This window comes from Pseudomonas sp. ICBG1301 (assembly GCF_016918385.1).
GTDB classification, from domain to species: domain Bacteria; phylum Pseudomonadota; class Gammaproteobacteria; order Pseudomonadales; family Pseudomonadaceae; genus Aquipseudomonas; species Aquipseudomonas palleroniana.
This window is the reverse complement of record NZ_JAEKGB010000016.1, coordinates 39898-64802: the sequence shown is the minus strand read 5'-3', so window position 1 is coordinate 64802 and position 24905 is coordinate 39898. Positions and strand designations below refer to the sequence as shown.

At 59.3% G+C, this 24905-nt stretch carries 23 protein-coding genes; 10 read left to right on the top strand and 13 right to left on the bottom strand.

What is annotated here, in order from left to right; genetic code table 11:
• Positions 1-108: 108 nt before the first annotated feature.
• The gene (locus tag JBE38_RS26510) at positions 109-864 is read left to right on the top strand and encodes a spermidine synthase (protein ID WP_205345492.1); all 756 of its coding nucleotides are present in this window, start codon (positions 109-111) and stop codon (positions 862-864) included.
• Positions 865-958: 94 nt separating this feature from the next.
• Here the strand turns inward: JBE38_RS26510 and JBE38_RS26505 are convergent, their stop codons facing one another.
• Positions 959-1750 (bottom strand): crotonase/enoyl-CoA hydratase family protein, encoded by a 792-nt coding sequence (locus tag JBE38_RS26505; RefSeq protein ID WP_205345491.1) that lies wholly within the window; start codon positions 1748-1750, stop codon positions 959-961.
• Between the two features lie 422 nt (positions 1751-2172).
• Here JBE38_RS26505 and JBE38_RS26500 point away from each other — a divergent pair, with 422 nt between their 5' ends.
• Complete coding sequence (locus JBE38_RS26500; RefSeq protein WP_016972326.1) at positions 2173-3846, top strand: DEAD/DEAH box helicase; 1674 nt, start codon at positions 2173-2175, stop codon at positions 3844-3846.
• Positions 3847-3916: 70 nt separating this feature from the next.
• Here JBE38_RS26500 and JBE38_RS26495 read toward each other — a convergent pair whose 3' ends face one another.
• Positions 3917-4684 carry a DODA-type extradiol aromatic ring-opening family dioxygenase gene (locus tag JBE38_RS26495; protein WP_205345490.1) on the bottom strand — a complete coding sequence of 256 codons (768 nt, stop codon included), beginning with the start codon at positions 4682-4684 and terminating at the stop codon, positions 3917-3919.
• A gap of 102 nt (positions 4685-4786) precedes the next feature.
• On the opposite strand from JBE38_RS26495, the gene JBE38_RS26490 reads away from it, so the two are divergent.
• Positions 4787-5443, top strand: coding sequence for a thiopurine S-methyltransferase (locus tag JBE38_RS26490; protein WP_205345489.1), 657 nt, complete (start codon positions 4787-4789; stop codon positions 5441-5443).
• Between the two features lie 53 nt (positions 5444-5496).
• Here the strand turns inward: JBE38_RS26490 and htpX are convergent, their stop codons facing one another.
• Positions 5497-6384 carry a protease HtpX gene (gene htpX / locus JBE38_RS26485; RefSeq protein WP_060753271.1) on the bottom strand — a complete coding sequence of 296 codons (888 nt, stop codon included), beginning with the start codon at positions 6382-6384 and terminating at the stop codon, positions 5497-5499.
• A gap of 304 nt (positions 6385-6688) precedes the next feature.
• A complete protein-coding gene (locus JBE38_RS26480; protein ID WP_025857865.1) occupies positions 6689-7900 on the bottom strand; it encodes a pyridoxal phosphate-dependent aminotransferase in 1212 nt (403 codons plus the stop codon).
• 187 nt (positions 7901-8087) lie between these two features.
• Between JBE38_RS26480 and msrB the strand changes: the two genes are divergently transcribed.
• The 3 genes from msrB (at position 8088) to JBE38_RS26465 (ending at position 9643) form a co-directional block, all read left to right on the top strand.
• Positions 8088-8480, top strand: a complete 393-nt coding sequence (gene msrB, locus JBE38_RS26475) for a peptide-methionine (R)-S-oxide reductase MsrB (protein WP_060753272.1) — start codon at positions 8088-8090, stop codon at positions 8478-8480.
• 216 nt (positions 8481-8696) lie between these two features.
• Positions 8697-9182, top strand: a complete 486-nt coding sequence (locus tag JBE38_RS26470; RefSeq protein ID WP_090366011.1) for a glutathione peroxidase — start codon at positions 8697-8699, stop codon at positions 9180-9182.
• A complete protein-coding gene (locus tag JBE38_RS26465) occupies positions 9179-9643 on the top strand; it encodes a MarR family winged helix-turn-helix transcriptional regulator (protein WP_090366009.1) in 465 nt (154 codons plus the stop codon). The genes JBE38_RS26470 and JBE38_RS26465 overlap by 4 nt, the downstream gene beginning before the upstream one ends.
• On the opposite strand, the gene JBE38_RS26460 is transcribed toward JBE38_RS26465, so the two are convergent.
• Positions 9624-11933 carry a response regulator gene (locus JBE38_RS26460; protein ID WP_205345506.1) on the bottom strand — a complete coding sequence of 770 codons (2310 nt, stop codon included), beginning with the start codon at positions 11931-11933 and terminating at the stop codon, positions 9624-9626. The genes JBE38_RS26465 and JBE38_RS26460 overlap by 20 nt on opposite strands.
• Positions 11934-12096: 163 nt before the next feature.
• On the opposite strand from JBE38_RS26460, the gene JBE38_RS26455 reads away from it, so the two are divergent.
• Together JBE38_RS26455 and JBE38_RS26450 are read left to right on the top strand one after the other, a co-directional pair.
• Complete coding sequence (locus tag JBE38_RS26455; protein ID WP_090366008.1) at positions 12097-12987, top strand: ATP-binding protein; 891 nt, start codon at positions 12097-12099, stop codon at positions 12985-12987.
• The gene (locus tag JBE38_RS26450) at positions 12984-13466 is read left to right on the top strand and encodes a GAF domain-containing protein (protein ID WP_205345488.1); all 483 of its coding nucleotides are present in this window, start codon (positions 12984-12986) and stop codon (positions 13464-13466) included. Before JBE38_RS26455 ends, JBE38_RS26450 begins: the two co-directional genes overlap by 4 nt.
• A gap of 146 nt (positions 13467-13612) precedes the next feature.
• Here the strand turns inward: JBE38_RS26450 and JBE38_RS26445 are convergent, their stop codons facing one another.
• The 7 genes from JBE38_RS26445 to JBE38_RS26415 all read right to left on the bottom strand — a co-directional run bounded on the left by JBE38_RS26445 (position 13613) and on the right by JBE38_RS26415 (position 21226).
• Positions 13613-17248 (bottom strand): transporter substrate-binding domain-containing protein, encoded by a 3636-nt coding sequence (locus JBE38_RS26445; RefSeq protein ID WP_205345487.1) that lies wholly within the window; start codon positions 17246-17248, stop codon positions 13613-13615.
• An 8-nt stretch (positions 17249-17256) separates the two neighbouring features.
• Complete coding sequence (locus JBE38_RS26440; RefSeq protein ID WP_060753279.1) at positions 17257-17883, bottom strand: response regulator transcription factor; 627 nt, start codon at positions 17881-17883, stop codon at positions 17257-17259.
• A gap of 255 nt (positions 17884-18138) precedes the next feature.
• Positions 18139-18528, bottom strand: a complete 390-nt coding sequence (locus JBE38_RS26435) for a response regulator (RefSeq protein WP_060753280.1) — start codon at positions 18526-18528, stop codon at positions 18139-18141.
• 166 nt (positions 18529-18694) lie between these two features.
• Positions 18695-20026: a deoxyguanosinetriphosphate triphosphohydrolase gene (locus tag JBE38_RS26430; protein ID WP_060753281.1), complete on the bottom strand. Its 1332-nt coding sequence runs from the start codon at positions 20024-20026 to the stop codon at positions 18695-18697.
• A 161-nt stretch (positions 20027-20187) separates the two neighbouring features.
• Positions 20188-20526 (bottom strand): hypothetical protein, encoded by a 339-nt coding sequence (locus JBE38_RS26425; RefSeq protein WP_060753282.1) that lies wholly within the window; start codon positions 20524-20526, stop codon positions 20188-20190.
• Complete coding sequence (locus JBE38_RS26420; RefSeq protein ID WP_060753283.1) at positions 20523-20909, bottom strand: phage holin family protein; 387 nt, start codon at positions 20907-20909, stop codon at positions 20523-20525. Before JBE38_RS26420 ends, JBE38_RS26425 begins: the two co-directional genes overlap by 4 nt.
• Before the next feature lie 2 nt (positions 20910-20911).
• Complete coding sequence (locus tag JBE38_RS26415; protein WP_205345486.1) at positions 20912-21226, bottom strand: DUF883 family protein; 315 nt, start codon at positions 21224-21226, stop codon at positions 20912-20914.
• A gap of 347 nt (positions 21227-21573) precedes the next feature.
• Here JBE38_RS26415 and JBE38_RS26410 point away from each other — a divergent pair, with 347 nt between their 5' ends.
• The gene (locus JBE38_RS26410) at positions 21574-22782 is read left to right on the top strand and encodes an ammonium transporter (protein ID WP_090366003.1); all 1209 of its coding nucleotides are present in this window, start codon (positions 21574-21576) and stop codon (positions 22780-22782) included.
• Here the strand turns inward: JBE38_RS26410 and JBE38_RS26405 are convergent.
• The gene (locus tag JBE38_RS26405; protein WP_090366002.1) at positions 22769-24487 is read right to left on the bottom strand and encodes a cation:proton antiporter; all 1719 of its coding nucleotides are present in this window, start codon (positions 24485-24487) and stop codon (positions 22769-22771) included. The genes JBE38_RS26410 and JBE38_RS26405 overlap by 14 nt on opposite strands.
• 157 nt (positions 24488-24644) lie before the next feature.
• On the opposite strand from JBE38_RS26405, the gene JBE38_RS26400 reads away from it, so the two are divergent.
• A complete protein-coding gene (locus JBE38_RS26400; RefSeq protein ID WP_060753287.1) occupies positions 24645-24881 on the top strand; it encodes a glutaredoxin family protein in 237 nt (78 codons plus the stop codon).
• The last annotated feature ends 24 nt before the right edge of the window (positions 24882-24905 follow it).

The following is a 24905-nucleotide window of genomic DNA, read 5'->3' as shown; positions in this document are numbered from 1 at the left end:
TTGGGTTGTCGGTAGAGCGGATGTTATCAGCAATTAGTGCGTGACCTGCTGCTGCCGCTTGGCCGACAATCGCGCCTTTGCCGAGCGGCAAACCCATTAGGAGTCGTGATGAGCGAGGAGCGTGTCGAGCACCTGTTGGCCGAAGTCCATGATGATTTCGGCATGATCCGCGTGCTCGAAGTGGCCGATTACCGGTTTCTCGAATTTGGTGATGCCATCGAGCAAAGCTGCGTATTCACCGCCGACCCGAGCTGGCTGGAGTACGACTATACCCGTGCCATGCTCATTGGTGCGTTGTGCCATGAACAGCCGGAGAGTGCGCTGTTTCTCGGCCTGGGCGCCGGTACGCTGACCCAGGCGTGCCTCAAGTTCCTGCCGCTGGAAGACGTCGAAGCCATTGAGCTGCGCCCGGATGTGCCGCGCCTGGCGATTGAATATCTGGGGTTGGACGATGACCCGCGGTTGTACATCCGCGTTGGCGACGCCCTGCAATTGCTTGGCAGTGCCGAGTCGGCCGACCTGATTTTCGTCGACCTGTACACCGATGTCGGCCCGGGTGTCGGGCACCTGGCCTGGACGTTCCTGGAAGACTGCCAGAAGAAACTCAACCCTGGCGGTTGGCTGGTGATCAACCAATGGGCCACGGACGATGGCAAGCCACTGGGCGCGGCGTTGCTGCGTGGGTTGTACCACCGGCATTACTGGGAGCTGCCGGTAAAGGAGGGCAATGTGATTTTGCTGGTGCCTTCCGAGCTGGATCAGGAACTGGACCTGGATGCACTCTCGGCCCGTGCCGAAGCATTGGCGCCGCGCCTGGGTTATTCGTTGCAGTCGCTGATCAAGGTAATTCGGCCGGCGACTTAGTTGGCTGTGCCGGCGCCGTCGGGGGCAAGCCCCCTCCCACACTTGGAACTCATTGCAAATGGGGGGGCTTGTTCCGATGGCGGGCCCAGCCAATTCAAATACCCTTGAACACCCCCGGACGCTTCTCGATCATCGCCCGGACTCCTTCCTTGGCATCTTCACTGTTGAGCAACCTCTCCACCATGGGTGGCAGCGCGGCGGCCGCGACGGTCTCGCCCTCATTGCGCGCCATGCGTGCCGACATCAACGTGGCCTGCACGCCGAGCGGCGCCTGGCGCGCAATCCGGTTGGCGAGTTCGATGGCGCGCGGTAGCAGGTCTTCGCTGGCCATCACCTCCTGCACCAGCCCCAGGCGCAGGGCTTCATGGGCGTCGAACTCGTCGCCGGTGAGCAGCCAGCGCATCGCATTGCCCCAGCCGGCGACTTGATGAAAGCGTAGTGTCGCGCCGCCAAATGGAAAGATCCCGCGTTGGACCTCCATCTGCGCAAAACGCGTGTTGCTCGCGCACAGATTGATATCCGCCGCGAGCATCAATTCGATCCCGAGGGTCAGGCAGTAGCCCTGGGCCGCGACGATCACCGGTTTGTTCACGCGGGGGCCGGCGAACACTCCCCAGGGATCGCACCCCCCGAGCGGCGGCTGCCAACCGCCGGCCATCACGGCGCTGACATTGGCCAGGTCCAGCCCGGCGGTGAAATGGTCGCCATGGGCAAATACCACCGCCACCCGTGCGTCATCATTTCGATCAAATTCGCCATACGCCAGGCTCAGCGCATTGAGCAGATCGAGGTCAAAGGCATTGCGTTTGGCCACCCGGTCCAGGCCCAGTAGCAGGACATGGCCCTGGAGTGCACGGCTGACGCGGCTGCTGCTGGCTTGATTCATCGGGGTGCCCTCGGGCGTAGGGAAGGGTTTCAGACCAAAGGGTCTCAATCGGCAGGTGAACCGTTTAAGTGTTTTGACCAACAGGGCCGGGCCTTTGAAAAATAGACCTTGCCGCTCTTCTCTGCAAAGGCTGTGATACAGCGCGGTTTATCAGTGCTTTGCGATAAAAAAAGCTCCCTTTTTCAGCTATTTCCGGTATAGTGCGCGCCGGCCTTTAACCGGGCCGCGTTTAGGTAGCGCAATTCCCCGAAGTCAGCTTCGGCTGCACGTCCGCACAGCGGACTCTTCCTTGACGAATCTTTTTCATTCATTCGTTTTCGCAAATCCCCGCCGACAAAGCAGCCAGGGCGACTCTTGAGTCTCAACACGGCATGCGCAGCTTTGGAGCATGGGTCTTTGCGGATGCACTTAGAGGCAGACCCATGACCCAGGAAACCGGCGGCTTCGCCGCTTTTAATCTTAACCCGAATATTCTTGCAGCCGTCGCAGCGACCGGCTACGAAGAGCCTTCGGCGATTCAGCAGCAATCGATCCCGATCATCATGGCCGGCAAAGACATGATTGGCCAGGCGCAAACCGGTACCGGTAAAACCGCTGCCTTCGCCCTGCCTATCCTGCAATGCATCGATCCTGCCAAGCGCGAACCGCAAGCCCTGATCCTGGCGCCAACCCGTGAGTTGGCGCTGCAAGTAGCAACCGCCTTTGAAACCTACGCCAAGCAAATGCCGGGCGTAACCGTTGTGGCCGTTTACGGCGGCGCGCCCATGGGCCCACAACTCAAGGCAATCCGTAATGGCGCACAGATCGTTGTCGCCACTCCGGGCCGTCTGTGCGACCACCTGCGTCGTGACGAAAAAGTCCTGTCGACCGTGAACCACCTGGTTCTCGACGAAGCTGACGAAATGCTGAAACTGGGCTTCATGGATGACCTGGAAGTCATCTTCAAGGCTCTGCCACCGACTCGTCAGACCGTGCTGTTCTCGGCCACCCTGCCACAGTCGATCCGTGCCATTGCCGAACGCCACCTGCGCGATCCTGAGCACGTCAAGATCCAGACCAAGACTCAGACCGTTACCGCGATCGAACAGGCTCACCTGTTGGTTCACGCTGACCAGAAGACCTCGGCTGTATTGAGCCTGCTGGAAGTCGAAGACTTCGATGCCCTGATCATGTTCGTGCGCACCAAGCAAGCGACCCTGGACCTGGCCAGTGCCCTGGAAGCCAAAGGCTACAAGGCCGCTGCGCTGAACGGTGACATCGCCCAGAACCAACGTGAGCGCGTCATCGACTCCCTCAAGGATGGTCGCCTGGACATCGTTGTCGCAACCGACGTGGCGGCTCGTGGTCTCGACGTTCCACGCATCACTCACGTGTTCAACGTTGACATGCCGTACGATCCGGAGTCCTACGTTCACCGTATCGGCCGTACCGGCCGTGCGGGTCGCGAAGGCCGTGCACTGCTGCTGGTGACTCCACGTGAGCGTCGCATGCTGCAAGTCATCGAGCGCGTAACCGGTCAGAAAGTTGCCGAAGTCCGCCTGCCGGATGCCCAGGCAGTTCTGGATGCTCGCATCAAGAAGCTGACCAACAGCCTGTCGCCGCTGGTGGCTGACGCTGAATCGACCCATGGCGACCTGCTGGACCGCCTGACCGCCGATATCGGTTGCACCCCGCGCGCCCTGGCTGCAGCCCTGCTGCGTAAAGCCACCAACGGTCAGGCCCTGACCCTGGCGGCCATCGAGAAAGAACGCCCACTGGTGCCGAACAGCGCCCCACGCGGTGATCGTCCAGAGCGTTCCGGTGACCGTCCAGACCGTGGTGATCGTGAGCGTCGTGCTCCGGTGCCATTGGCTGAAGGCCGTGCTCGTTGCCGTACCGCGCTGGGTGCGCGTGATGGTATCGCTGCCAAGAACCTGCTGGGCGCTATCCTCAATGAGGGTGGCCTGGCACGTGAAGCCATCGGTCGTATCCAGGTGCGTGACAGCTTCTCCCTGGTGGAGCTGCCGGAAGACGGCCTGGAAAAACTGCTGGCCAAGCTGAAAGACACACGCGTTGCCGGCAAGCAGCTCAAACTGCGTCGTTACCGCGAAGATTGATCCGCCCTTGGGTTGATTGATCGCACATAAAAAATCCCCGACTGGTTCGGGGATTTTTTTTGCCCGGCGGTTAACCGAAGCGATAGATGTCCATGCCCAGTGCTCCCATAGTGAAGCCCTGGTGTGCCACGCTGAATGTCCCTCCGGCGCCGCGCGCAAAGTACAGCGGCAGCAGGTGTTCATCACTGGGATGGCTGCGTACCGCATTCGGTGCCTGGCGCCGGTAATCGTGCAGGGCCGCTTCATCGTCGGCGGCAAGCTTGTCCACCACCCAGTCACGGAAGTCCCGAGCCCAGGGTTCGATGCTCTGCGGCCCCGCATGCCAGTCCAGTTCACCCAGGTTATGGGTGATGCTGCCGGAGCCGATCAGCAAGATGCCCTGTTCACGTAGCTCGGCGAGGGCATGTCCGACCCGGGTTTGCAGGGCAGGGCCCATGCGGCTGGGCAGGGACACCTGGACCACCGGGATATCCGCCGCCGGGTACATCAGCGACAAAGGCACCCATGTCCCATGGTCAAAGGGGCGGCGTTCATCAATGCGCGCATCCAGACCATCGGCATGCAGCAGTTCGACAATCCGGCTAGCCAATTGCGGGTTGCCGGGCGCAGGATACTGCACGGCAAACAGCTCACGTGGGAAACCGCCGAAGTCATGCCAGGTTTGCGGGGCAGCGCTGCCGCTGACCAGCAACTGGTCACTTTCCCAATGCGCCGACACCACTACAATCGCCTTCGGCCGTGGCAGTTCGGCGGCAAGGCGTTGGAGTGCCGGGCCGCTGGCGCCGGGTTGCAGGGCAAGCATGGGAGATCCATGAGAAATAAACAGGCTAGGGAGCATAAGTCGGGTCCTGAGCGTTAACATGGCTCATCTTCAATCAGATCATTGATCTAAATCTAATATAAGTTTTAACCCCTTTTGATCGAATTTTCAGGGTGATTCATGGAACCCAAATTTTGGCGGGAACGCTGGGCGCGCAATCAGATTGGCTTTCACCTGCCGCAAGTCAACGCTTATCTGCAACGACACTGGCCGCTATTGTCCGTCGCTGAAGGCTCCAAGGTGCTGGTGCCGCTGTGTGGCAAGAGCCTGGACTTGATGTGGCTGGCCAGCCAAGGGTTGCAGGTGTTGGGTGTGGAGCTGTCGGAGCAGGCGGTCGAGGCGTTTTTCAGCGAGCAGAACCTGACCCCGCGAATCAGCGAGCGGGGCCTGTTCAAGGTATATCAGGCGGGTCTGATCGAAATCTGGTGTGGTGATTTTTTTGCCTTGGGCGCTGAGCCGTTGGCTGATTGCACTGCGCTCTATGACCGCGCCGCCTTGATCGCGTTGCCGCCGTTGATGCGTGTGCAGTACGCCGAGCATCTGAACACGCTGCTGCGGCCAGGTTGCCAGGGGCTGTTGATCACTCTGGATTACGAGCAGATACAAAAAGCCGGACCGCCGTTTGCGGTGACTGACGAGGAAGTGCACAAGCTATTGGGTGAGCGGTGGACGCTGGAGGTGTTGCAGGAGCAGGACATCCTGGGTGAAAGCTGGAAGTTTGTGCAGGATGGCGTCACTCGCCTTGAAGAGCGCGCTTATCGGTTAACCAGGGTATAAACCACGGTCAAAAAAAAGGGGCGATATAATCGCCCCTTTTGCGTTACCGGGAATCAGCCGCGACGGCGCAATGCGTCGATCCGCTCTTCCAACGGTGGGTGGCTCATGAACAGGCGAGCCATGCCCTGTTTGATGCCGCCGTTGATGCCGAATGCCGTCAGGCTGTCCGGCATGTGTACCGGCAGGCCCTGTTCGGAGCGCAGGTGTTGCAGCGCTGCGATCATTGCCCCGGTGCCGGCCAGGCGGGCACCGGCTTCGTCTGCACGGAATTCCCGTTTGCGCGAGAACCACATGGTGATTGCGCTGGCCAGGAAGCCCAGTACCAGTTCGGCAAAGATGGTCGCCACGTAATAGGCGATACCGCGGCCTTCTTCGTTCTTGAAGATCACCTTGTCGACAAAGTTGCCGATGATTCGCGCAAAGAACATGACGAAGGTGTTCACCACCCCTTGTACCAATGCCAGGGTGACCATGTCACCGTTGGCCACATGGCCGATCTCGTGGGCCAGCACCGCTTTCACTTCGTCGTACGAGAAGCGTTCCAGCATGCCCTGGCTCACCGCGACGAGCGCGTCGTTCTTGTTCCAGCCGGTGGCGAATGCGTTGGCCTCATAAGCCGGGAAAATGCCTACCTCGGGCATCTTGATGCCGGCGTCACGGGACAGTTGCTCAACGGTCTGCAACAACCATTGCTCATGTCGGGTGCGTGGCTGGGTGATGACCTGGGTGCTGGTGCTCATCTTCGCCATCCACTTGGAGATGAACAGCGAGAACAGCGAGCCGGCGAAACCAAAGACCGCACAGAAAACCAGCAGCTGATTGAGGTTCAGGTCAACCCCGTTGGCCGCCATGAACCCGTTGAAGCCGAACAGGCTCAGGGTGATGCTGGCAATCAGCACGACCGCCAGGTTAGTGGCCAAAAACAGCAGGATGCGCATCATGGTTGTAGAGTTCTCCTCAGGCTTAATATGTCGCGTACTGCGGGGTATATAAGGTGCGGGATGGGGTGATTCAACCGAGCGACTATTTCAAACTGTGTCCTACAGCCTGAACGTAGAGCCTTGAAAGGATTTTCTGACCCACCAAACTTGCCTCCATCACCCCACTTTTACCCTGCCGTCCCGTAATTATAGGGGGCTTGCCGATTAGTGGGGGCAACCACAGGGAGGACGGAGAAGCAGGGCAGAGAAGTGTTGCCAGATGCTCGCTGTACGACCGAATGAGGGCCGTACAGCGATAGATCCATTACTGGCGATAGGACTTGAGGAAGTTGCCGATGCGACCAATGGCCATGTCCAGGTCATCCACGCGCGGCAGGGTCACTACCCGGAAGTGATCCGGCCATGGCCAGTTGAACGCGGTGCCCTGGACCACCAGCAGCTTTTCCGACAGCAACAGGTCGAGCACGAACTTCTCGTCGTTGAGGATCGGGCACACTTTCGGGTCGATCCTCGGGAAGGCATACAACGCTCCCATGGGTTTCACGCAACTGACGCCAGGAATCGCGTTGAGCAGCTCCCAGGTACGGTTGCGTTGCTCCAGCAGGCGGCCCTGGGGCAGCACGAGGTCATTGATGCTCTGATACCCGCCAAGGGCGGTCTGGATCGCGTGCTGGCTCGGCACGTTGGCACACAGGCGCATGTTGGCCAGCATGTCGATGCCTTCGATGTAGCTCTGGGCGTTGTGCTTGGGGCCCGAGATGGCGATCCAGCCGGAGCGGAAACCGGCGACGCGGTAGGACTTGGACAAACCGTTGAAGGTCAGGCACAACAGGTCCGGTGCCAGGGAGGCGGTGCACACGTGCACGGCGTCGTCGTAGAGGATCTTGTCGTAGATCTCGTCGGAGAACACCACCAGGTTGTGTTGGCGCGCCAGTTCAAGCATGCCCAGCAGCACTTCCCTGGAGTACACGGCACCGGTGGGGTTGTTCGGGTTGATGATCACCAGAGCCTTGGTGTTCGGGGTGATCTTGGCCTTGATGTCGGCCAAGTCCGGGAACCAGTCGGCGCCTTCGTCACACAGATAGTGCACCGGGTGGCCGCCGGCGAGGGTTACGGCGGCTGTCCACAGCGGATAATCCGGAGCCGGCACCAGGACTTCGTCGCCATTGTTGAGCAGGGCCTGCATGGACATCACGATCAGCTCGGACACCCCATTGCCCAGGTAGATGTCTTCGATGCCGACACCTTCGACCTGCTTCTGCTGGTAGTACTGCATCACGGCTTTACGTGCGCTGAACAGGCCCTTGGAGTCACTGTAGCCCTGGGCGGTCGGCAGGTTGCGGATCACATCCTGGAGAATTTCGTCCGGCGCTTCGAAACCAAAGGGCGCCGGGTTGCCGATGTTCAGCTTGAGGATGCGATGGCCTTCCTCTTCCAGGCGCTTGGCGTGCTTGAGCACCGGGCCGCGAATGTCGTAGCAGACGTTGGCGAGCTTGTTCGATTTGCTGACCTGCATGGCGATGTGATCCTGAAAATGAACGATCCAGACGGTGTGGACACTACCGTACTGTGAATCCGATAAATACGTTTGAATGCCGGTAGCGTGGGTGCCAGACTGGCGTTTTGAAGAGGCGCAATCATACGTGCCGCCTGATCCATGGAAAAGACACAGATCAGGGTTTTTCAGTTGCCGAGGTGTACCGATGGAAAAGTTGCAGAAAACCGTTGATGAATGGAAGGCGATGCTCGATCCAGAGCAGTACAACGTGTGCCGTCTCAAGGGCACCGAGCGACCTTTCAGCGGCAAATACAATGGCACCAAGACCGACGGCGTGTACCACTGCGTCTGCTGCAATGAGCCGCTGTTCGACTCCACCACGAAATTTGATTCGGGATGCGGCTGGCCGAGTTTCTACGCGCCGATTGCCGACAGCGCGATGATCGAGATCCGCGATGTCAGCCACGGCATGATCCGTACCGAAGTCACCTGTGCCAAGTGTGATGCCCATCTGGGCCATGTGTTCCCGGACGGCCCACCGCCGACCGGCCTGCGTTACTGCATCAATTCGGTGTGCCTGGACCTGGTACCGCGTTAGACCGGCAACGACCTTCAATTGTGTGCGGGCATGCTCGCGAATACGGCGTGTCAGTCAGTAGATATGTCAGCTGATAGACCGCTTTCGCGAGCAAGCCCGCTCCCACATTTGGCCTGAGTCGAGGCTGATAACGCGCCATCAATCCCGGTAATTCAATTGCACGCAATTTAATTACCCACTATCTTTTTGCTTCTTCCCTTTATCCGAGGCACTGCCATGAGCGACAACCTGCTGAGTATCCCTTGCACCACCATCAAGGGTGAGCAAAAGACCTTGGCCGATTTCGCCGGCAAAGCCATCCTGGTGGTCAATACCGCCAGCAAATGCGGTTTCACGCCGCAGTACAAAGGGTTGGAGCAACTCTGGCAGCAGTACAAGGACCAGGGTCTGGTGGTGCTGGGTTTTCCCTGCAACCAGTTCGGCAAGCAGGAGCCTGGCAATGAAGGGGCAATCTCCGAGTTCTGCGAGCTGAACTTCGGCGTCAGTTTCCCGCTGTTCAAGAAGATCGACGTCAATGGCAGCGATGCTCACCCTTTGTTTGTTCAGTTGAAAAAACAGGCGCCGGGGCTGCTGGGTTCCAAGGGCATCAAGTGGAACTTCACCAAGTTCCTCGTCGGTCGCAACGGTCAGGTGGTCAAGCGTTTTGCCCCGACCACCAAGCCTGAGGACCTGACCCAAGAGATCGAAGCGCTGCTCAAATGACCGATCTGCCTGGCGTATCCCTCGCCCTGGACAACCAGTTGTGTTTCAAGCTCTACGCCGCCTCGCGCGCGGTCACCCGGGCCTATAAGCCGATGCTGGATCAGTTGGGCCTGACCTATCCGCAATACGTGGTGATGCTGGTGTTGTGGGAATGGCACGACGCGGCACCGGCGCAACCCACGGTCAAGGCGTTAGGGGAACGGCTGATGTTGGATTCGGGCACGTTGACGCCGTTGCTCAAGCGGCTTGAGCAGCTTGCACTGGTGAGGCGTCAGCGCAGCGCCAAGGATGAGCGCGAAGTGCACCTGAGCCTGAGCGAGGCCGGCGTGCAATTGCGCGACCGGACTCAGGGTTTGAAGACCCGGTTACTGTGCGACAGTGGCATCGACCTGAATCAGGCTGACGCCCTGCGCAATGGCCTGGACCAGTTGCTGGCGCAGGTCAAAGGGTTGTCGTCTTAGGCACCCAGAGGTCCAGCAACGCATTGAGTTCTTCACGGCGAAACGGCTTGGCCAGATAATCATTCATCCCCGCCGCCCGGCAACGCTCGCGTTCTTCAGACATCGCGTTGGCCGTCAACGCGACGATGGGCAGGTCCGGCCAACGCCCGCTGCGACGAATTTGCCGACTCGCCTCGTAGCCGTCCATCACCGGCATGTTGCAGTCCATCAGCACCATGTCGAAGCGCTGGTCTTCAAGCAGCTTGAGCGCTTCGCCACCATGGGCGGCGACGATGACCTTGCACCCCAATTTGTTGAGCATGCCCTTGGCTACCAGTTGATTGACCGGATTGTCCTCCACCAGCAGGATGTACGCGCGGTGGGCAAGGGGGGCGGCTTCTATCTGCACCGGGTCGAGGATCAACGGCGAGTCGCTGTGCAGGTTACGTTGCAAGATCTGGTACAACGCGTTGCGGCTCAACGGGCGTGCCTGTTGCTGCAATGGCGCAAGGGCCGCCACTTCTTCACTGGGCATGAAGTTGCCATAGGCGGTCACCACCAGAATCGGTGCGCTGATCGCCGGGCGCAGGCGGAACAGGCACTCGGGGCAATCCGTGATCAGCAGGTCCGGCGTTTGCCCCCTCAAGTCATCGTCCTGGGAATAGCAGCGCGGTGTCAGCCCCCAATGGGTGAGCAGGGTGGTGAGCAGTTCCGTCAGGCCGCTGCCCGCGTTGGTGATGGCAATGACTTCGCCCGTCAGCGGGGCAACCGGGGCGGCCGGCAAATGCGTAGGCAACGGCAGATCGGCGCAGAACTGGCTGCCAAACCCGACCTCCGAACTGATCGTCAGCCGGCCCTTCATCGCTTCGCACAAGTTGTAGGTCAGCGCCAGGCCCAGGCCAGTGCCGCCGAACTGACGGGTGATACCGGCACCGGCCTGAGTGAACGGCTGGAAGATCTTCGCCTGCGCTTCCTGGGCGATGCCGATGCCCGTGTCGCACACTTCGATGCTGACCCGGTCGGCTTGAGCGCGCAGGCGTACATCGACCCGGCCGAAGCGGGTGAATTTCAACGCGTTGGAGAGCAGGTTGCTGACGATTTGGCGTACACGGGTTGGGTCGCCAATGACCTGGGCGGGAAACTGTGGGTCGATCAGGCACGTCAGTTCGACACTGGGAGCTGCGTTCTGCGACAGCAGGTTTGCGGTGTCTTCCACCAGTGAGCCGAGGTCGAACGGGATGTGCTCAAGCTCCAGCTGACCGGCGTCGAACTTGGACAGGTCGAGGATATCGTTGAGCAATTCCACCAGCACTTTGCCCGAGTCATGGGCAATGGACAGTTGCTGGCGCTGTTCGGCGTTCAATGGGCTGTCCAGTGACAGTGCGATCATCCCCAGCAGGCCGTTCAGCGGCGTGCGGATTTCGTGGCTCATGTTGGCCAGGAATGCCGCCCTTGCCTGGGCCATGCCGAGGGCGGTCATTTTTGCCGCTTCCAGCTCATCATTGGATTGAATCAGGCGCTGGTTACTGGCTTTGAGTTCGAGGGTGCGCGCCGAGACAATATCTTCCAGCTGTCCGAGGTATTCAGTCAGCCGGTCTTCAGCGTGGCGGCGCTGCTGGATTTCGGTCTGCATGTTTTCGAACTGCTGGTTGGCGACGTTGACCAGCACGCCGATTTCGTCGTTTTCGTGCCCCGGCGGGCAGTCCAGATGGGTCTGCTTACTGGTGCTCAAGGCACGGATAATGCGCACCAGCGGCTGGGTCAACATGACGTAGAACAACGCCAGCAGTATTCCGGTCAGCAGCAGGCTGCGGGCAAATCCGTTGAGCAGGGTGATTTCGGCGCGATGCAGGAAACGGCTGCCGAAGGCGTAGGTGTCGACGTCCAGCCGCAGCACCCCAAGCGAATCATTGGGCATATGGCTGAGGAACAAGCGGTCTTCAAACTGACGGTTGGCGCCGAACAGAAAATCACTGAGGGGCCGGTAGCTGCTTTCCTTGGGCGCACGCACCACGTCTGCCAGGACCACGCCATTGTTGTCGATCAATTGCGCATGAGTGATGGCAGGGGACTGCAGCAGGCCCAGGGTCAACTCCTGGGCGAGTTCGGCATCGATGTTGTAGGCAATACGTGACGCGGGGTTATGGCTGATTTCGATCAGCGAACGTATTTCACGGTTGATGGATGCGTCTTCGCTGGCATAATCAATACCGATTTGGATCAGACTGAGCAGGGTTCCCAAGACGAAACCGACCAGCACAGTCAATCTGGCTTGTTTATAAGACAAGCGGTGGGCGAACTTGATATCCATCGAGTGTTGAACCACTTCACGTTTCCCTTCGCCCGGCAAGCATAGCTGAACATCCACAGGCTCTGGCTTACCCGGCATAAATCGTTTTTTACGCAGCCTCGTGCGGTCTGCCGCAGGGTTGCCAATACGCCATCTTTTGCAGGAACTTTCCAGAGGAATAATCGTGGATTCTCGATTGAATGCCTTTCTAGAGCGGGCCGATGCGGTGCTCGCACGCCTGGAACCCTTGTTGCCCGCCCCACGCCAAGCTATTGACTGGAACCAGTGCCTGGCGGCCCGCTGGCAGCGCGAAGGCCGCAGCGGCTTCCTGTTGCCGCTGGACGTCAGCCTGGATATGCGCCTGTCCGATCTGATCGGCGTTGACCGGCAGCGTGAGCAACTGGCCCGCAACACCCAGCAATTTATCGAGGGCCTGCCCGCCAACCATGCGTTGCTCTGGGGTTCGCGTGGCACCGGCAAGTCGTCCATGGTGCGCGCGCTGCTGGCCCAGCATGCCAAGGCGGGTTTGCGCCTGATCGAAATCGAGCGCGATCACCTGGCCGACCTGCCACGTGTGGTCGAGCAACTGCTCAAGCTGCCGCAACGCTTCATTCTGTTCTGCGATGACCTGTCGTTCGAAGCCGGTGAAAGTGATTACCGTGTGCTCAAAAGCGTACTTGACGGTTCGCTGGAGCAGGCACCGGACAATGTGTTGCTGTATGCCACGTCGAACCGCCGCCATCTGGTGCCGGAAAACCAGAGTGATAACGACAACTGGAAACGCGTAGACGGTGAGTTGCACCCCAGCGAGGCGGTCGAGGACAAGATTGCCTTGTCTGACCGTTTTGGCTTGTGGCTGTCGTTTTACCCCTTTACCCAGGAGCACTTTCTGGATGTGGTGGAGCACTGGATCGGTGAGCTGGCCAATAAAGCCGGTTTACAGTGGCAACGCGATGAGGCCCTCGATATCCTCGCCGTGCGCTGGGCTACCGGTCGCGGCAACCGCAACGGCCGGTGTGCTTATCAATTCGCCCGTTATTGGGTGGGTCTCAAATTGCTGGAACGTCAACCATGATCGATTTACAACAGGCCGGTACCGGCCTTGATGGCTACGCCATGCTTTGCGCGCAGTTGGAGTCGCTGTTGGCGGATGAGCGTGATTTCATCGCCAACAGTGCGCAGTTTTCCGCGTTCCTGTTCAACCAGCTGGATGATCTGAACTGGGCGGGTTTCTACCTCAACCGTAACGAAGAGCTGGTGCTCGGACCATTTCAGGGGCAGATCGCCTGTGTGCGGATTCCGTTCGGCCGTGGCGTGTGTGGTGCGGCTGCGGCTTCGCGGCAAACCCAGCGGGTGGAGGATGTGCACGCGTTCCCTGGGCACATTGCGTGCGATAGCGCTTCCAACAGCGAGTTGGTGGTGCCGTTGGTCAAGGACGACCGGTTGATTGGTGTCCTCGACCTCGACAGCCCCTCGCTGGCGCGCTTTACCCCCGAGGACCAGGTCGGGATTGAACAGCTGGCAGCGATTTTCCTGCGTTTGACGGATTGCTGAACAAAGATGCCAGGGTAAGGCTTTGTGTAGGAACGAGCTTGCTCGCGAAAAACTCACAGGCGCCGCGTTGATCCAGGAAGAACGCGTTATCGTTGACGTTTTTTCGCGAGCAAGCTCGCTCCTACAGCTTGACTGACCCCTGCCTCTTATTGGCGATCCAGGTCATGCAGTTGCGTTTGCAGCATTCTTTCCAATTCCAGCATCAGCTTTTCCAGGGCTTTGATGCCGGCGTCGATCACGGGACGATCTTCGCTGCGAGAGCAGGCTTGTTCCAGTGTTTCGCATTGCCCCGCCAATGAGTGGGCTTGGACGATGCGGGCGGCTCCTTTGATTTTGTGGGCTTGCTCGATGATGTCCTGGTGCGGGGCTTGTCGAGCCAGCATGCCCATGAGTTCCTGGCGGTCGTGCCGGCTGCTATTTAGCAGTTCCTCCAGCAAGCGCCGACTCAATTGCGTATCGCCGCCGGTCAGGGCCTCCAGGCACGCCAGGTCCAGGCACGGGGTCGCCGGTTGTGGGGCGATGTGTGCCAGTTGTCGCTCCAACACCGTAAGGCTGATGGGTTTGAACAGGCAGTCGTTCATACCGGCCTGCACGCACCGTTGCCGTTCCTCGGGTTGTGCATTGGCGGTAAAGCCCAATACCACGCAGGGCGGCCGTTGTTCGCGTTGCTCGTATTCACGGATCGAGCGGCTCAACTCGTAGCCGTTCATGATGGGCATGTTGCAGTCGGCGATCACCAGGTCGAAATGTTCCTGGCGCCATGCCTGGAAACCGGCCGCACCGTGCTCGGCGGCGGTGAACTGGTGGCCCAGGTAGCCCAGCTGCTGACACATCAGCAAGCGATTGGCCGGGTGGTCGTCCACCACCAGCACATTGAGCACCGGGGTCGGGGCGGCCGCCACCGGTACCAGTTCACCGACCTGGTTCTGCGTGTGCAGACGCGGCATCTTCAGGTTGACGTGCACCTGGGTGCCGACCATGGGCACGCTGCTCAGGCTTAGCTGGCCGCCCATCATCGCGCACAAGCTGCGACAGATCACCAGCCCCAGCCCTGCGCCGCTCCTGGCCAGGTGCCCGGAGTTGTCCGCTTGGGCGAAGGGTTCGAACAAACGCAACTGGTCGTCCCTGCTGATCCCGATGCCGGTGTCTTCCACCACCAGTTTGAGCTCGATCTGTTCCGGTGCTTGAGTCGGCAGCACCTCGACTTTGATCTTCACCTGCCCACGCTCGGTAAACTTGATCGCATTGCTCACCAGGTTGGACAGCACTTGCTTGAAGCGCAGCGGGTCAATCTGAACCTCGATATCGTTAAGGTCGGGTTTGAACTCCAGCAACAGGCTGAGGGTTTTCTGGCGCGCAAGCCCATCGAATACGCGTACGACGGACTCGATTACTTCCCGCAGGTTGACGCGTTCCGGGGCGAGGCTCAGACGCCCGGATTCAATGCGTGCGATGTCCAGAATATCGCCGATCAGTTCCAGCAGGTCCTTGGCCGAGTTGTAGGCCACTTCAATGGCCGGTCGATCAAGATGTCCTTGATCGGCGCGCTTGAGTGTCAGTTCGAGCATACCGATCACGGCATTCATCGGTGTGCGGATCTCATGGCTCATGGTGGCAAGGAACGTACTTTTGGCACGGTTGGCTTCGTCGGCGCGCTCCTTGGCAGCGCGCAACTCATCAAACAGTTGGCGCCTTTCACTGATGTCGATCCAGCCACCGATGATGCCTTGGACTTCGCCGGTGGAATCGCGGTACGGCAGGATCCAGTGGTAGATGGTCAGTTTCTTGTCGTGGATGTGCAGGGTGCGGTCCAGGATCAGCGGGTTACCTTCGGCCACGACGCGTTGATAATCGGCGTGATACTGCGCCGCCTCCGACTCAAGGGCCATGCTCATCTGGACCGCGCTTTTGCCGATGACGTCTTCGCGTTTGACATCGAACACCTGCAGGTAACTGTCGTTGCAGGTCTGCAACAAACCGTTGCGATCACGTACGTAGATCGGGTGTGGGGTTTCATTGACCAACGCACGCATGAACTCGAACTGGTCGTTGAGGGCGCGCTCGGCCATTTGCCGATGTTTGATCTGGCGACGCATATAGGCGTTCCAGGTCAAGGAGATCAACAGCAGCAGCCCGGTGCCGATAACGATCCGGGCAATCAATTGGTGGTAGTTGCGCCAATAGCTGTCGGACGCGGCGGTATAGCCACGCCAGCGGCTGTTGATCACACCCATTTCATCCGGGGCGATACTGAGCAGTGCCTTGTCGAGGATCGAACTCAGTTCGGTCGCATGGCGTGATGTGGCCAGGGCAAACGTGGCGGGGACCGTCCCGATAGTGCTGCTGATCTGCAGTTTGTCCTGGAAGACCTGCGAGGAGAGGAAGTAGTTGGCGATGACCAGCGAGTTCACGGCGCCGTCCACATGGCCTTGTGCAAGCAGTTCCGAAGCCTTGAACGTGTCGCTGGTCTCCACCAGGTGAATCTGTGGGAAGTCCTTGCCCAAGGTGCCGGCCAGTGGGTTGCCTTGGGTGATGGCCAGGCGTTTTCCGGCCATCTGCTCCAGGCTCAACGGAGCACCGGGCTCCTTGCGTGTCAGCAATACGTAGGAGTTTTCCAGGTAGGGCCGACTGAAGTTGAGCTGCGCTTCCCTTTCGTTGCTCGGAACGATGGCGCCGATCATATCCACTTTGCCGGTGGCGACCTGCTCGATCATGTCGTTGACGTCGCGGCCGTTCTGGATCACGAAACGCAGGCCGGTGCGCAGGCGAATCAACTCCAGGAGGTCGGCAGTGATGCCGCGGAAGTTGCCGTCCGCATCGAAGAACGTGAGCGGTGCAAAGGTTTCGTTCACGATGACCTTTACCACGGGGTGCTGTTTCAGCCAGCGCTCTTCACGTTGGGTCAGTTGCAGTTTTTTGTCGGTCAGCAGGATGTCGCTACCGGCACTCCAGCGCTTGGCTATGTTGTCCCGTTCGTTGGTAGGCACGGCGGCCAGTACCGAGTCGATAATGCTCAACAGGATGTGTTGGTCCTGGCGCAGTGCAAAGCTGAAACCAAAGGCCTCATGTTTGCCGAAGTTAGCCATGTGGATATTTTTCAGATAGCCCTTGTTGATCATGTAATGGGTGGAAATGGTGTCGCCCAGAAACACATCCGCCTGGTCGAAGGCCACCGCATTCAAGGCATTTTGATAAGAGGGATAGGCGCGAATGATCGCGTTGGGGTACAGCTTTTCCACTTCACTCAGGGGCAGGTAATGATAGACAAGGCTCAGGCGCAGCCCCGCCAAGCCATCGTTGAGGCTGCGGGTTTCACCCTCACGGGTGACCAGCACCGGCTGGTCCACGGCGTAGGGTGCGGACAGGATCAGCTTTGGGTTCGCGGCTTCAAAGCCGTTGGAGGAGCCCAGTAGATCAATGTCACCCGCCTCCAGGGCTTGAATGGATGCCTTGCGGGAAGGGTAGCGCACGACCCTGACCGGCAAGGCGAGTGCCTTAGCCAGCAGCCCCGCATAATCGGCGGTGAGGCCTTCATAGTCATGGCCGCTGGAAGTGAGGTCGAAGGGCGGGTAGTCGGGTGCGGAAGTGCCCAGTACCAGCTCGCGTTTGTTCTGTAGCCACTGGCGTTGTGCTCTGTCCAATTGAATGTCCAGTTGAACGCTTCCTGCACGACTTAATAAGGTGAAATGTTCCGGGTCGGGTTGATATTGTGCGAGCGCAACGGTGCTGAAGCACAAGCCGGCACATAATACAATCAGATAGTCCTTTATACGGCTGGGCATCCGCTTTCTCACACTAGCGCGTTTCGTTTTGCCATCTCGATGAGTTCTACCAAGGATTTGGCTTTGAGCTTCTGCATGAGCCGCTTTTTATAAGTGCTGACGGTTTTATTGCTCAGGAACATGCCTTTGGCTATTTCTTTATTAGTGCGTCCTTGTGCAAAAAGTTGTAATACCATCAACTCCCGGTCGTTGACTGTTTTGAATAATTCCAACTCCTCCACCTCAACGCCTTCGCTGCCGTTGCCATTCAGTGCCTGGCTGGGGAAATAGTTGTAACCGGAGAGTACTGCACGGATCGCGCTCAGCAGCTCGCTGAGGTCACCTTCCTTGCACACATAGCCTTCAGCGCCCGAACGCATGCAGCGTGTTGCAAACAAGGTAGGGCACTGGGCCGTGAGCACCAGGGTTTTCATCGAAGTATTCATGGCGTTGAATCGGCAGAGTACTTCGAGGCCATCAAGTTTGGGGATGCTGATATCGAGAATAACCAGATCCGGGAGGCATTCGCGGACCATTTGGATGGCATCGCAGCCATTGTCTGTTTCGCCAACGACTTTGTAACCTTCATGTTCAAGTAACATTCTAATGGCCAATCGTATAACCGGATGGTCGTCGATAATAAAAACTGTATTCATGGTCACGCTCCGCGCCGATGCAAATAAAGCGGGCACATTAGCTCAGAAGATGAGTGAGAAGGATCGACGCCGACGGCCTAGACATAAAACAAGAAAAGTCCTACATAAAAAAAGGCATATGCCTACCAGCTACAGGGTAGTTGTGAAATGAAACGGACAGAGTTTTGGGCGCGAAAGCGGTGACGGGAAGTGGCCGGGAATTTACGATGCGCTTAGAGTCGCTTTTCATCAGCCGAGATGTTTAATGTCCTACATTTATCGATTGGATGTTATTAGCTTTTCAAGTTCTTCTTTATTTAACGGCTTGGGTAAATATCCCCACAGTGGCAGGCTTCGCTGCGCAGCTTGTAGAGCGAGGTTGATCAATTCGGTGGCAGGTAACCCGCTGAGCAGAATCGCAGCACTGATAAAACGGCCGCGGCTGGCTATTTCTATCAACTCGAGGCCGGGTAAGTCAGGCAGGCATTGGTCGCACAGCATCAGGTCGAAAGGTCGTTCGGACTGGGTCATTGTGCGGATGGCCTGTTCGGCGTTTTCTACGGGTGTGAGTTGATCGAAACCGAAGCTTCTGAGCAGGCATTGGGTGGCCAGGAGTTGAAAGGGATGATCTTCCACCACAAGAATACGAAGAGAGTGTCTGGGCATAGAGAGCACACAGTGGGTCAAGCGTCGGTGGGATGTAGGAATTGTTTGCGACGCCCGCGAGGAGCGTGCGTGATTATTCTTCGGGTGCCTGTACGAATTCGATCAGGCCGCTCTGTTCCCTTTGTAGGTTAATTCTGTTCAGGGAACAGGCTGCGGGATCCGAGGGTTATTGGGGGCTGGAGCGGCCGGTCATCTCTCGCGCCATTTCGGTAGCGTAGCTGTCAGTCATGCCGGCGATAAAGTCGATCATGCGCAGGAACGAGGCATGCAACGGCCAGGCGGGGTCCGGTGCGCTATTGCCCAGCAAGTCGAGAATGCGTCGGTTCTTGAACGATGGTGTGCGCCCGCCATGTTGTTCCAGGGCGGCACCGCAAAACGCATTCAACAGGATTTCCAGGGTGGTGTAGGCGCCGATTTCATGCAGGGTCTTGCGCTTGTCCTGGAAAATTTTCTTGCGCGCCATGTCTTTGGCATCCAGCACACAACGCTTGGCAGGCCCATGCATATGCTCCACCAGGTCGCCGGGCAGGGTGCCGGCCAGCAAGGCGTCCTGCTGTTCGACAAATGCCTGTGCCGCCGCGTTGGTCAGGTGCTCGATCGCCTTGCCGCGCAAGATCGCCAATTTGCGCCGGCGCGAGTCCAGCGGGCCCAATTGGCGATACGTCTGCGGCAGGTCATCGCCGACCAGGTTGAGCAGCAGCGATTCGACCTCGGCGTATTCCAGCAGCTCCATCTCCAGCCCGTCTTCCAGGTCGATCAGCGCGTAGCAGATGTCGTCCGCGGCTTCCATCAGGTAAACCAACGGATGACGCGCCCAGCGTTGTTCTTCCAGTTGGGGCAACCCGAGTTTGTGGGCGATCTGCTCCAGAATCGGCAGTTCGCTCTGGTAACAGCCGAACTTGTGTTTCTTGTAGCCCAGGGAGTCGGCGTGACGCGCGGTCCAGGGATATTTCAGGTAGGTGCCCAAGGTGGCGTATGTCAGCCGCGTGCCACCGTCGAACTGGTGGTACTCCAGTTGGGTCAGCACTCGAAAACCCTGGGCGTTGCCTTCGAAATTGAGGAAGTCATTGCGTTCGGCAGGGCTCATGCCATCCAGCCAGCCACGGCCCGCAGCCTGCTGAAACCAATGGCGAATGGCATCTTCACCGGAATGCCCGAAGGGTGGGTTACCGATGTCATGGGCCAGGCAAGCCGATTGCACCACCATGCCCAGGTCGCTCGGGTCGCACCAGTCGGGCAGGGCGCTGCGCAGGGTCTCGCCGACGCGCATGCCGAGGGAGCGGCCAACACAACTGACTTCCAGGGAATGCGTCAGGCGCGTATGGATATGGTCGTTGCTCGACACCGGATGCACTTGGGTCTTGCGGCCCAGGCGCCGGAAAGCACCCGAGAAGATAATGCGGTCGTGATCTTTGTGAAATGGGCTACGGCCCAGTTCTTCCGGGCTGTGCAGGGGTTTTCCGAGGCGTTCGCGAGTCAGCAGGGTAGGCCAATCCAAGGCGGGTACTCTCCGTTGGTGAAGGATGCGCCCAGCTTCCCGGTTCGGCGTGGCCTGGGCAAGCGAAAATCTACCGGCAGATGCGCGGGCGAAAAAAGGCCCGGCCCTGTTCTGATAAGGGCCAGGCCGGTTCTGTCGAGGCAACAGGCAGCGTGTGGGGGTCAGCCTTTGCGCGCGCCTTGCATGGCCAGCTTGATCAGTGGGATCAAGCCGGCGCCCAAGCGCACCAGGCGCGTCACACTGCTGATACTGCCGCCCTTGGCCCCTTTGCCGGTAAAAAAGCCCAGCAGCGTCACTGCCGCAACGCCCCATAGCGGCGCATGCTTGATCCCCAGGCTGTCTTGCCAGTTATGGCGCATGTCGCGCATTTTGTGCAGGGGCGCCATGAGTTGTTGCGACTCGTGGCGGATCTCCTGGCGGTGCATTTCCATGCGCAGGCGAATCAACGCCTTGCGCATTTCCCGGCGTGAGGTGGATGGCGGGATTTCAGTCAGGCTCATGGCAGCAGGCGCTCCCGGTCATTGGCCAGCTCTTCCAGGGTCGCGTGGAAGGGCGTGGACTCGTCGAATATCGCCGCTTTCAAGCGCAACCCGCAGAATGCCGCGGCCAGGATGTAAAACCCGCAGAGGCTGATGATCCCGGTGATACGGTAGGTGTCCCATACCAGAATCATCACCAGTGCCGACAACCCCACCAATAACAGCAAGGCAAACACCAGCGAGAGCCCGGCAAACAGCAATAGGCTGACGGTGCGCGACTTCTGTTCCTGCAGTTCGATGCCAAACAGCTCGACGTGGCTGTGCAGCAAGCCCAGAACGGCCGCGCCCAGGCGTCGAGAGGTTGAGCTTGCGCCCTTGGACGACTCGGTTTCGCCGATAGACATGATTAGCGCCTTGTGGCCAGCAGGCCGATCAGAAAGCCCACACCAGCGGCGATGCCGACCGACTGCCAAGGGTTGGCCTGTACGTAATCCTCGGTGGCGGCAACCGCTGCCTGGCCACGCTCACGCAGGGAGTCTTCGGTCAGTTGCAGGGTTTCGCGAGCCTTGAACAGGCTCTCATGGATCTTGGTACGCAGCTCGTCGGCCTGGTCACCGGCCAGTACGGCGGTGTCGTCCAGCAACTTTTCGGTGTCACTGACCAGGGTTTGAAAATCCGCCATCAGTATTTCTTGAGCAGTCTTTGTAGTACGTCTGGCCATGGGTATCTCCGTGATTGGCTGATCGGTCTGTGTGGTTTCGAGTCACCGCGTTCGGTGAAGGTTCAGTGCAATTGTGTGGTACAGCTTTTGCTTTGCCTTGGTGCGCAGGCCCAACGGGCTGCGCTGAATCCGGGCGGTCGGGCCTAAAGCCTTGAAAAACCTTACCCTAAATAATTGAAACTCGCGGAAAAACCCTGTCGGTTACGGCCTGTTGTGTTGATCACTGCGCTAAAGCGGTTCACGCCTCCAATAGAGGGGTGGGACCGGTGGTGCCAATTTAGTGCGTGAAACCCTGGTCTGAACCGGTTTGGTGCTTTTTTGCCTTTGATGCAGGCCTGCCAACGTCCATGGAAAATGTGCAAAGCGCAGTAGACACCTTAGTCCACAGCTCCAACACCCTGTTTATCCTGATCGGTGCGGTCATGGTCCTGGCCATGCACGCCGGCTTCGCGTTCCTTGAAGTCGGGACGGTGCGCCAGAAAAACCAGGTCAATGCCCTGTCGAAGATCCTCAGCGACTTCGCCATCTCCACCCTGGCCTATTTCTTTATAGGCTATTGGATCTCCTACGGCGTGAGCTTCCTGCAACCGGCAGCGGTGATCAGCGCCGATCACGGCTACGGCCTGGTGAAGTTCTTCTTTCTGCTGACGTTTGCCGCAGCGATCCCGGCGATCATTTCCGGCGGTATTGCCGAGCGGGCGAAGTTCGCACCTCAGCTGTGTGCCACCGCCTTGATCGTGGCGTTTATCTATCCGTTTTTCGAAGGCATGGTGTGGAACGGCAATTTCGGCGTGCAGGCCTGGCTGCTGGCAACCTTTGGGGCCAGCTTCCATGATTTCGCCGGGTCCGTGGTGGTACACGCCATGGGAGGGTGGTTGGCGCTGGCGGCAGTTTTGCTGCTGGGGCCACGTAATGGGCGATACAGGGAGGGAAGGCTGGTCGCCTTTGCGCCGTCGAGCATTCCGTTTCTGGCGTTGGGCTCGTGGATTCTGATTGTCGGCTGGTTCGGCTTCAACGTGATGAGTGCGCAAACCCTCAACGGCGTCAGCGGCCTTGTCGCCGTCAACTCGCTGATGGCAATGGTCGGTGGCACGGTCGCGGCCCTGATCATTGGGCGCAATGACCCAGGCTTCCTGCATAACGGCCCGCTGGCCGGGCTGGTGGCGGTGTGCGCGGGTTCCGACCTGATGCACCCGGTGGGCGCGCTGATCACCGGTGCGGTCGCCGGCGGGTTGTTTGTGTGGTTCTTCATTGCGGCCCAGGATCGCTGGAAGATCGACGACGTGCTGGGCGTGTGGCCGCTACATGGCCTGTGCGGCGTCTGGGGCGGTATCGCCTGCGGTATCTTCGGGCAGACGGCCCTCGGCGGCCTGGGCGGTGTCAGCCTGATCAGCCAACTGATCGGTACGGCCCTGGGTGTCGCGGTGGCGTTGGTCGGCGGCCTGTTGGTGTATGGCCTGATCAAGCGCGTGCATGGGCTGCGGCTGAGCCAGGAAGAGGAGTATTACGGCGCCGACCTGTCGATCCACAAAATCGGCGCGGTCAGTCAGGACTGATCGGCGGTTCTGCCTGCGGGTAGAAGCCGTGCAGCAGGCGATAACGGTTATGTCGCACTTCATCCACCCGTGCCTGCACCTGTTGGTCCGGCAGGCCCAACAGGATCAAGGCGTGGGAGGCGAGCATCAGGCTGGACTCCAGCAGTTCGGGCACCACTTCGCTGGCGCCCGCAGCTTTCAGTTCGGCCAGTTGGCTGTCATCGCGGGTACGCACCAGGATCGGCACTTCAGGGTTGATCCGCCGCGCTTCCTTGAGCACCACCAGTGCGACGTCCGTATCGTCCACCGCGATCACCACCAAGCGCGCCCGTTCCAGCCCGACCGCACTCAGCAACGCGCCACGGCGACAGTCACCGTAGTGCACGCTGCTGTCTTCAGTGGCGGCTTCCTGCACCCGTTCCGGGTCGTCATCCAGTGCGATAAACGCCTGCTGTTCGCGGCGCAGAAAACGACCGATGGATTGCCCGACCCGGCCATATCCGCAAATCACCGCATGGCCGCGTAACTGGGCGTTGAGCGCAGTGATTTGCTCCAATTGCACTTGCAGGTTGGGCTTGCGGTGCAGGCGCTGGGCGATCGACGGCGCGGCGCGCAGCAGCAGTGGGGTAAATAGCATCGAGCAGAACGTGGCGGCGAGGAGCAGGCCATTGAACTCATCGGGAATCAGCCGGCTTTGTTGCATCTGCGCCATCAGCGCAAAACAGAATTCGCCACCCTGGGCCAGGGCCAGGCCGCTGCGCCAGGCGGTTTCGGTGTCGCTGCCACGCCACTTGACCAGTCCCGCCACCACACAACCCTTGACCAGCATCAGGGTGAGGGCCAGGCCAAGGATCAGCAGGCTATGGCTGACGAACAGTTGCAGGTCGATGAGCATGCCGATGCTGACGAAAAACAAGCCCAGTAGAATGTCGCGAAACGGGCGGATATCCGCTTCGATCTGATGCCGGTAATGGCTTTCACCCAGCAGCATGCCGGCCAGGAATGCACCGAGGGCCGGCGAGAGTCCGAGCAGGTGCGTCAGCCAGGCGGTCAACAGGACGATCACCAGCGCCAGCAACACAAACAACTCCGCCGAATGGGACGCAGCGACTTCATGGAACAAGCGCGGTAATAGCCAGCGACTGGCCCCTAGCAGGCCGATGAACAGCACCACGGTTTTGCCCAGTGTCAGTGGCAGCGCCCAGTACCACGCTTGGGTGCTGCTGCCGGCAAACACCGGCACCAGCGTCAGCAGCAACACGGCGACCACATCCTGAAACAGCAGCACGCCAATCGCATTCTGGCCATGGCTGCTGAAGATTTCCCCGAGGCTGCCCAGTTCCTTGCTGACGATAGCGGTGGAGGACAACGCCAGCCCAGCGCCCAATAGCAGCGCCACACCGGGCGACAGGCCCAAGCCCATCAACAAACCACCCAGCAGCACGCCGCACCCCAGCACCTGCAGGCTGCCCAGGCCAAACACCACCCGCCGCAGGGCGAGCATTTTGCTCAGGGAAAACTCCAGGCCCAGGGAGAACAAGAGGAATACCACGCCGAGTTCGGCGAGGTCCGGCAGTTCTTCGCTGTCATTCACCCAATCCAGCGCAGTGGGGCCTACGGCCAGGCCGACGCACAGATAGCCCAGCACGGGAGGCAATTGCAGGCGGCGAAATAGCGCAATCACCACCAGAGATGAGGCCAGAATGATCAACAGGTTGGCAAACACGGACAGCTTCCTTGCAGGTTGGGCGGGCAAAAAGCCGCGAGAATCGCTGAATCAGTTATACGCCATGCTGATCTGGGTCAGGTTTTTTGTGGTGGTGGGCTTCATGCAGTCACCGGGCTTAGAATAGGTGACTGTTTTCTGACCGGGTCCATTCATCATGCCTCCTGAATGCCAGTTGTTCGGCACCCTGGGTTGCCATCTTTGTGAAGTTGCCGAAGCCGAAATCATGCCGCTCGTCGAACGTGGCTTGCTGGTGGAACTGGTCGATATCACCGACCCCGACGACCTGACCGAAGCCTACGGCCTGCGGATTCCGGTGCTTCGCCGGGTAGACACCGGAGCTGAGCTGGATTGGCCGTTCGATACGGAACAGGTCGTGACGTTCTTGCTCTAGCTTTATGCGATGGCAGGTTTCCAA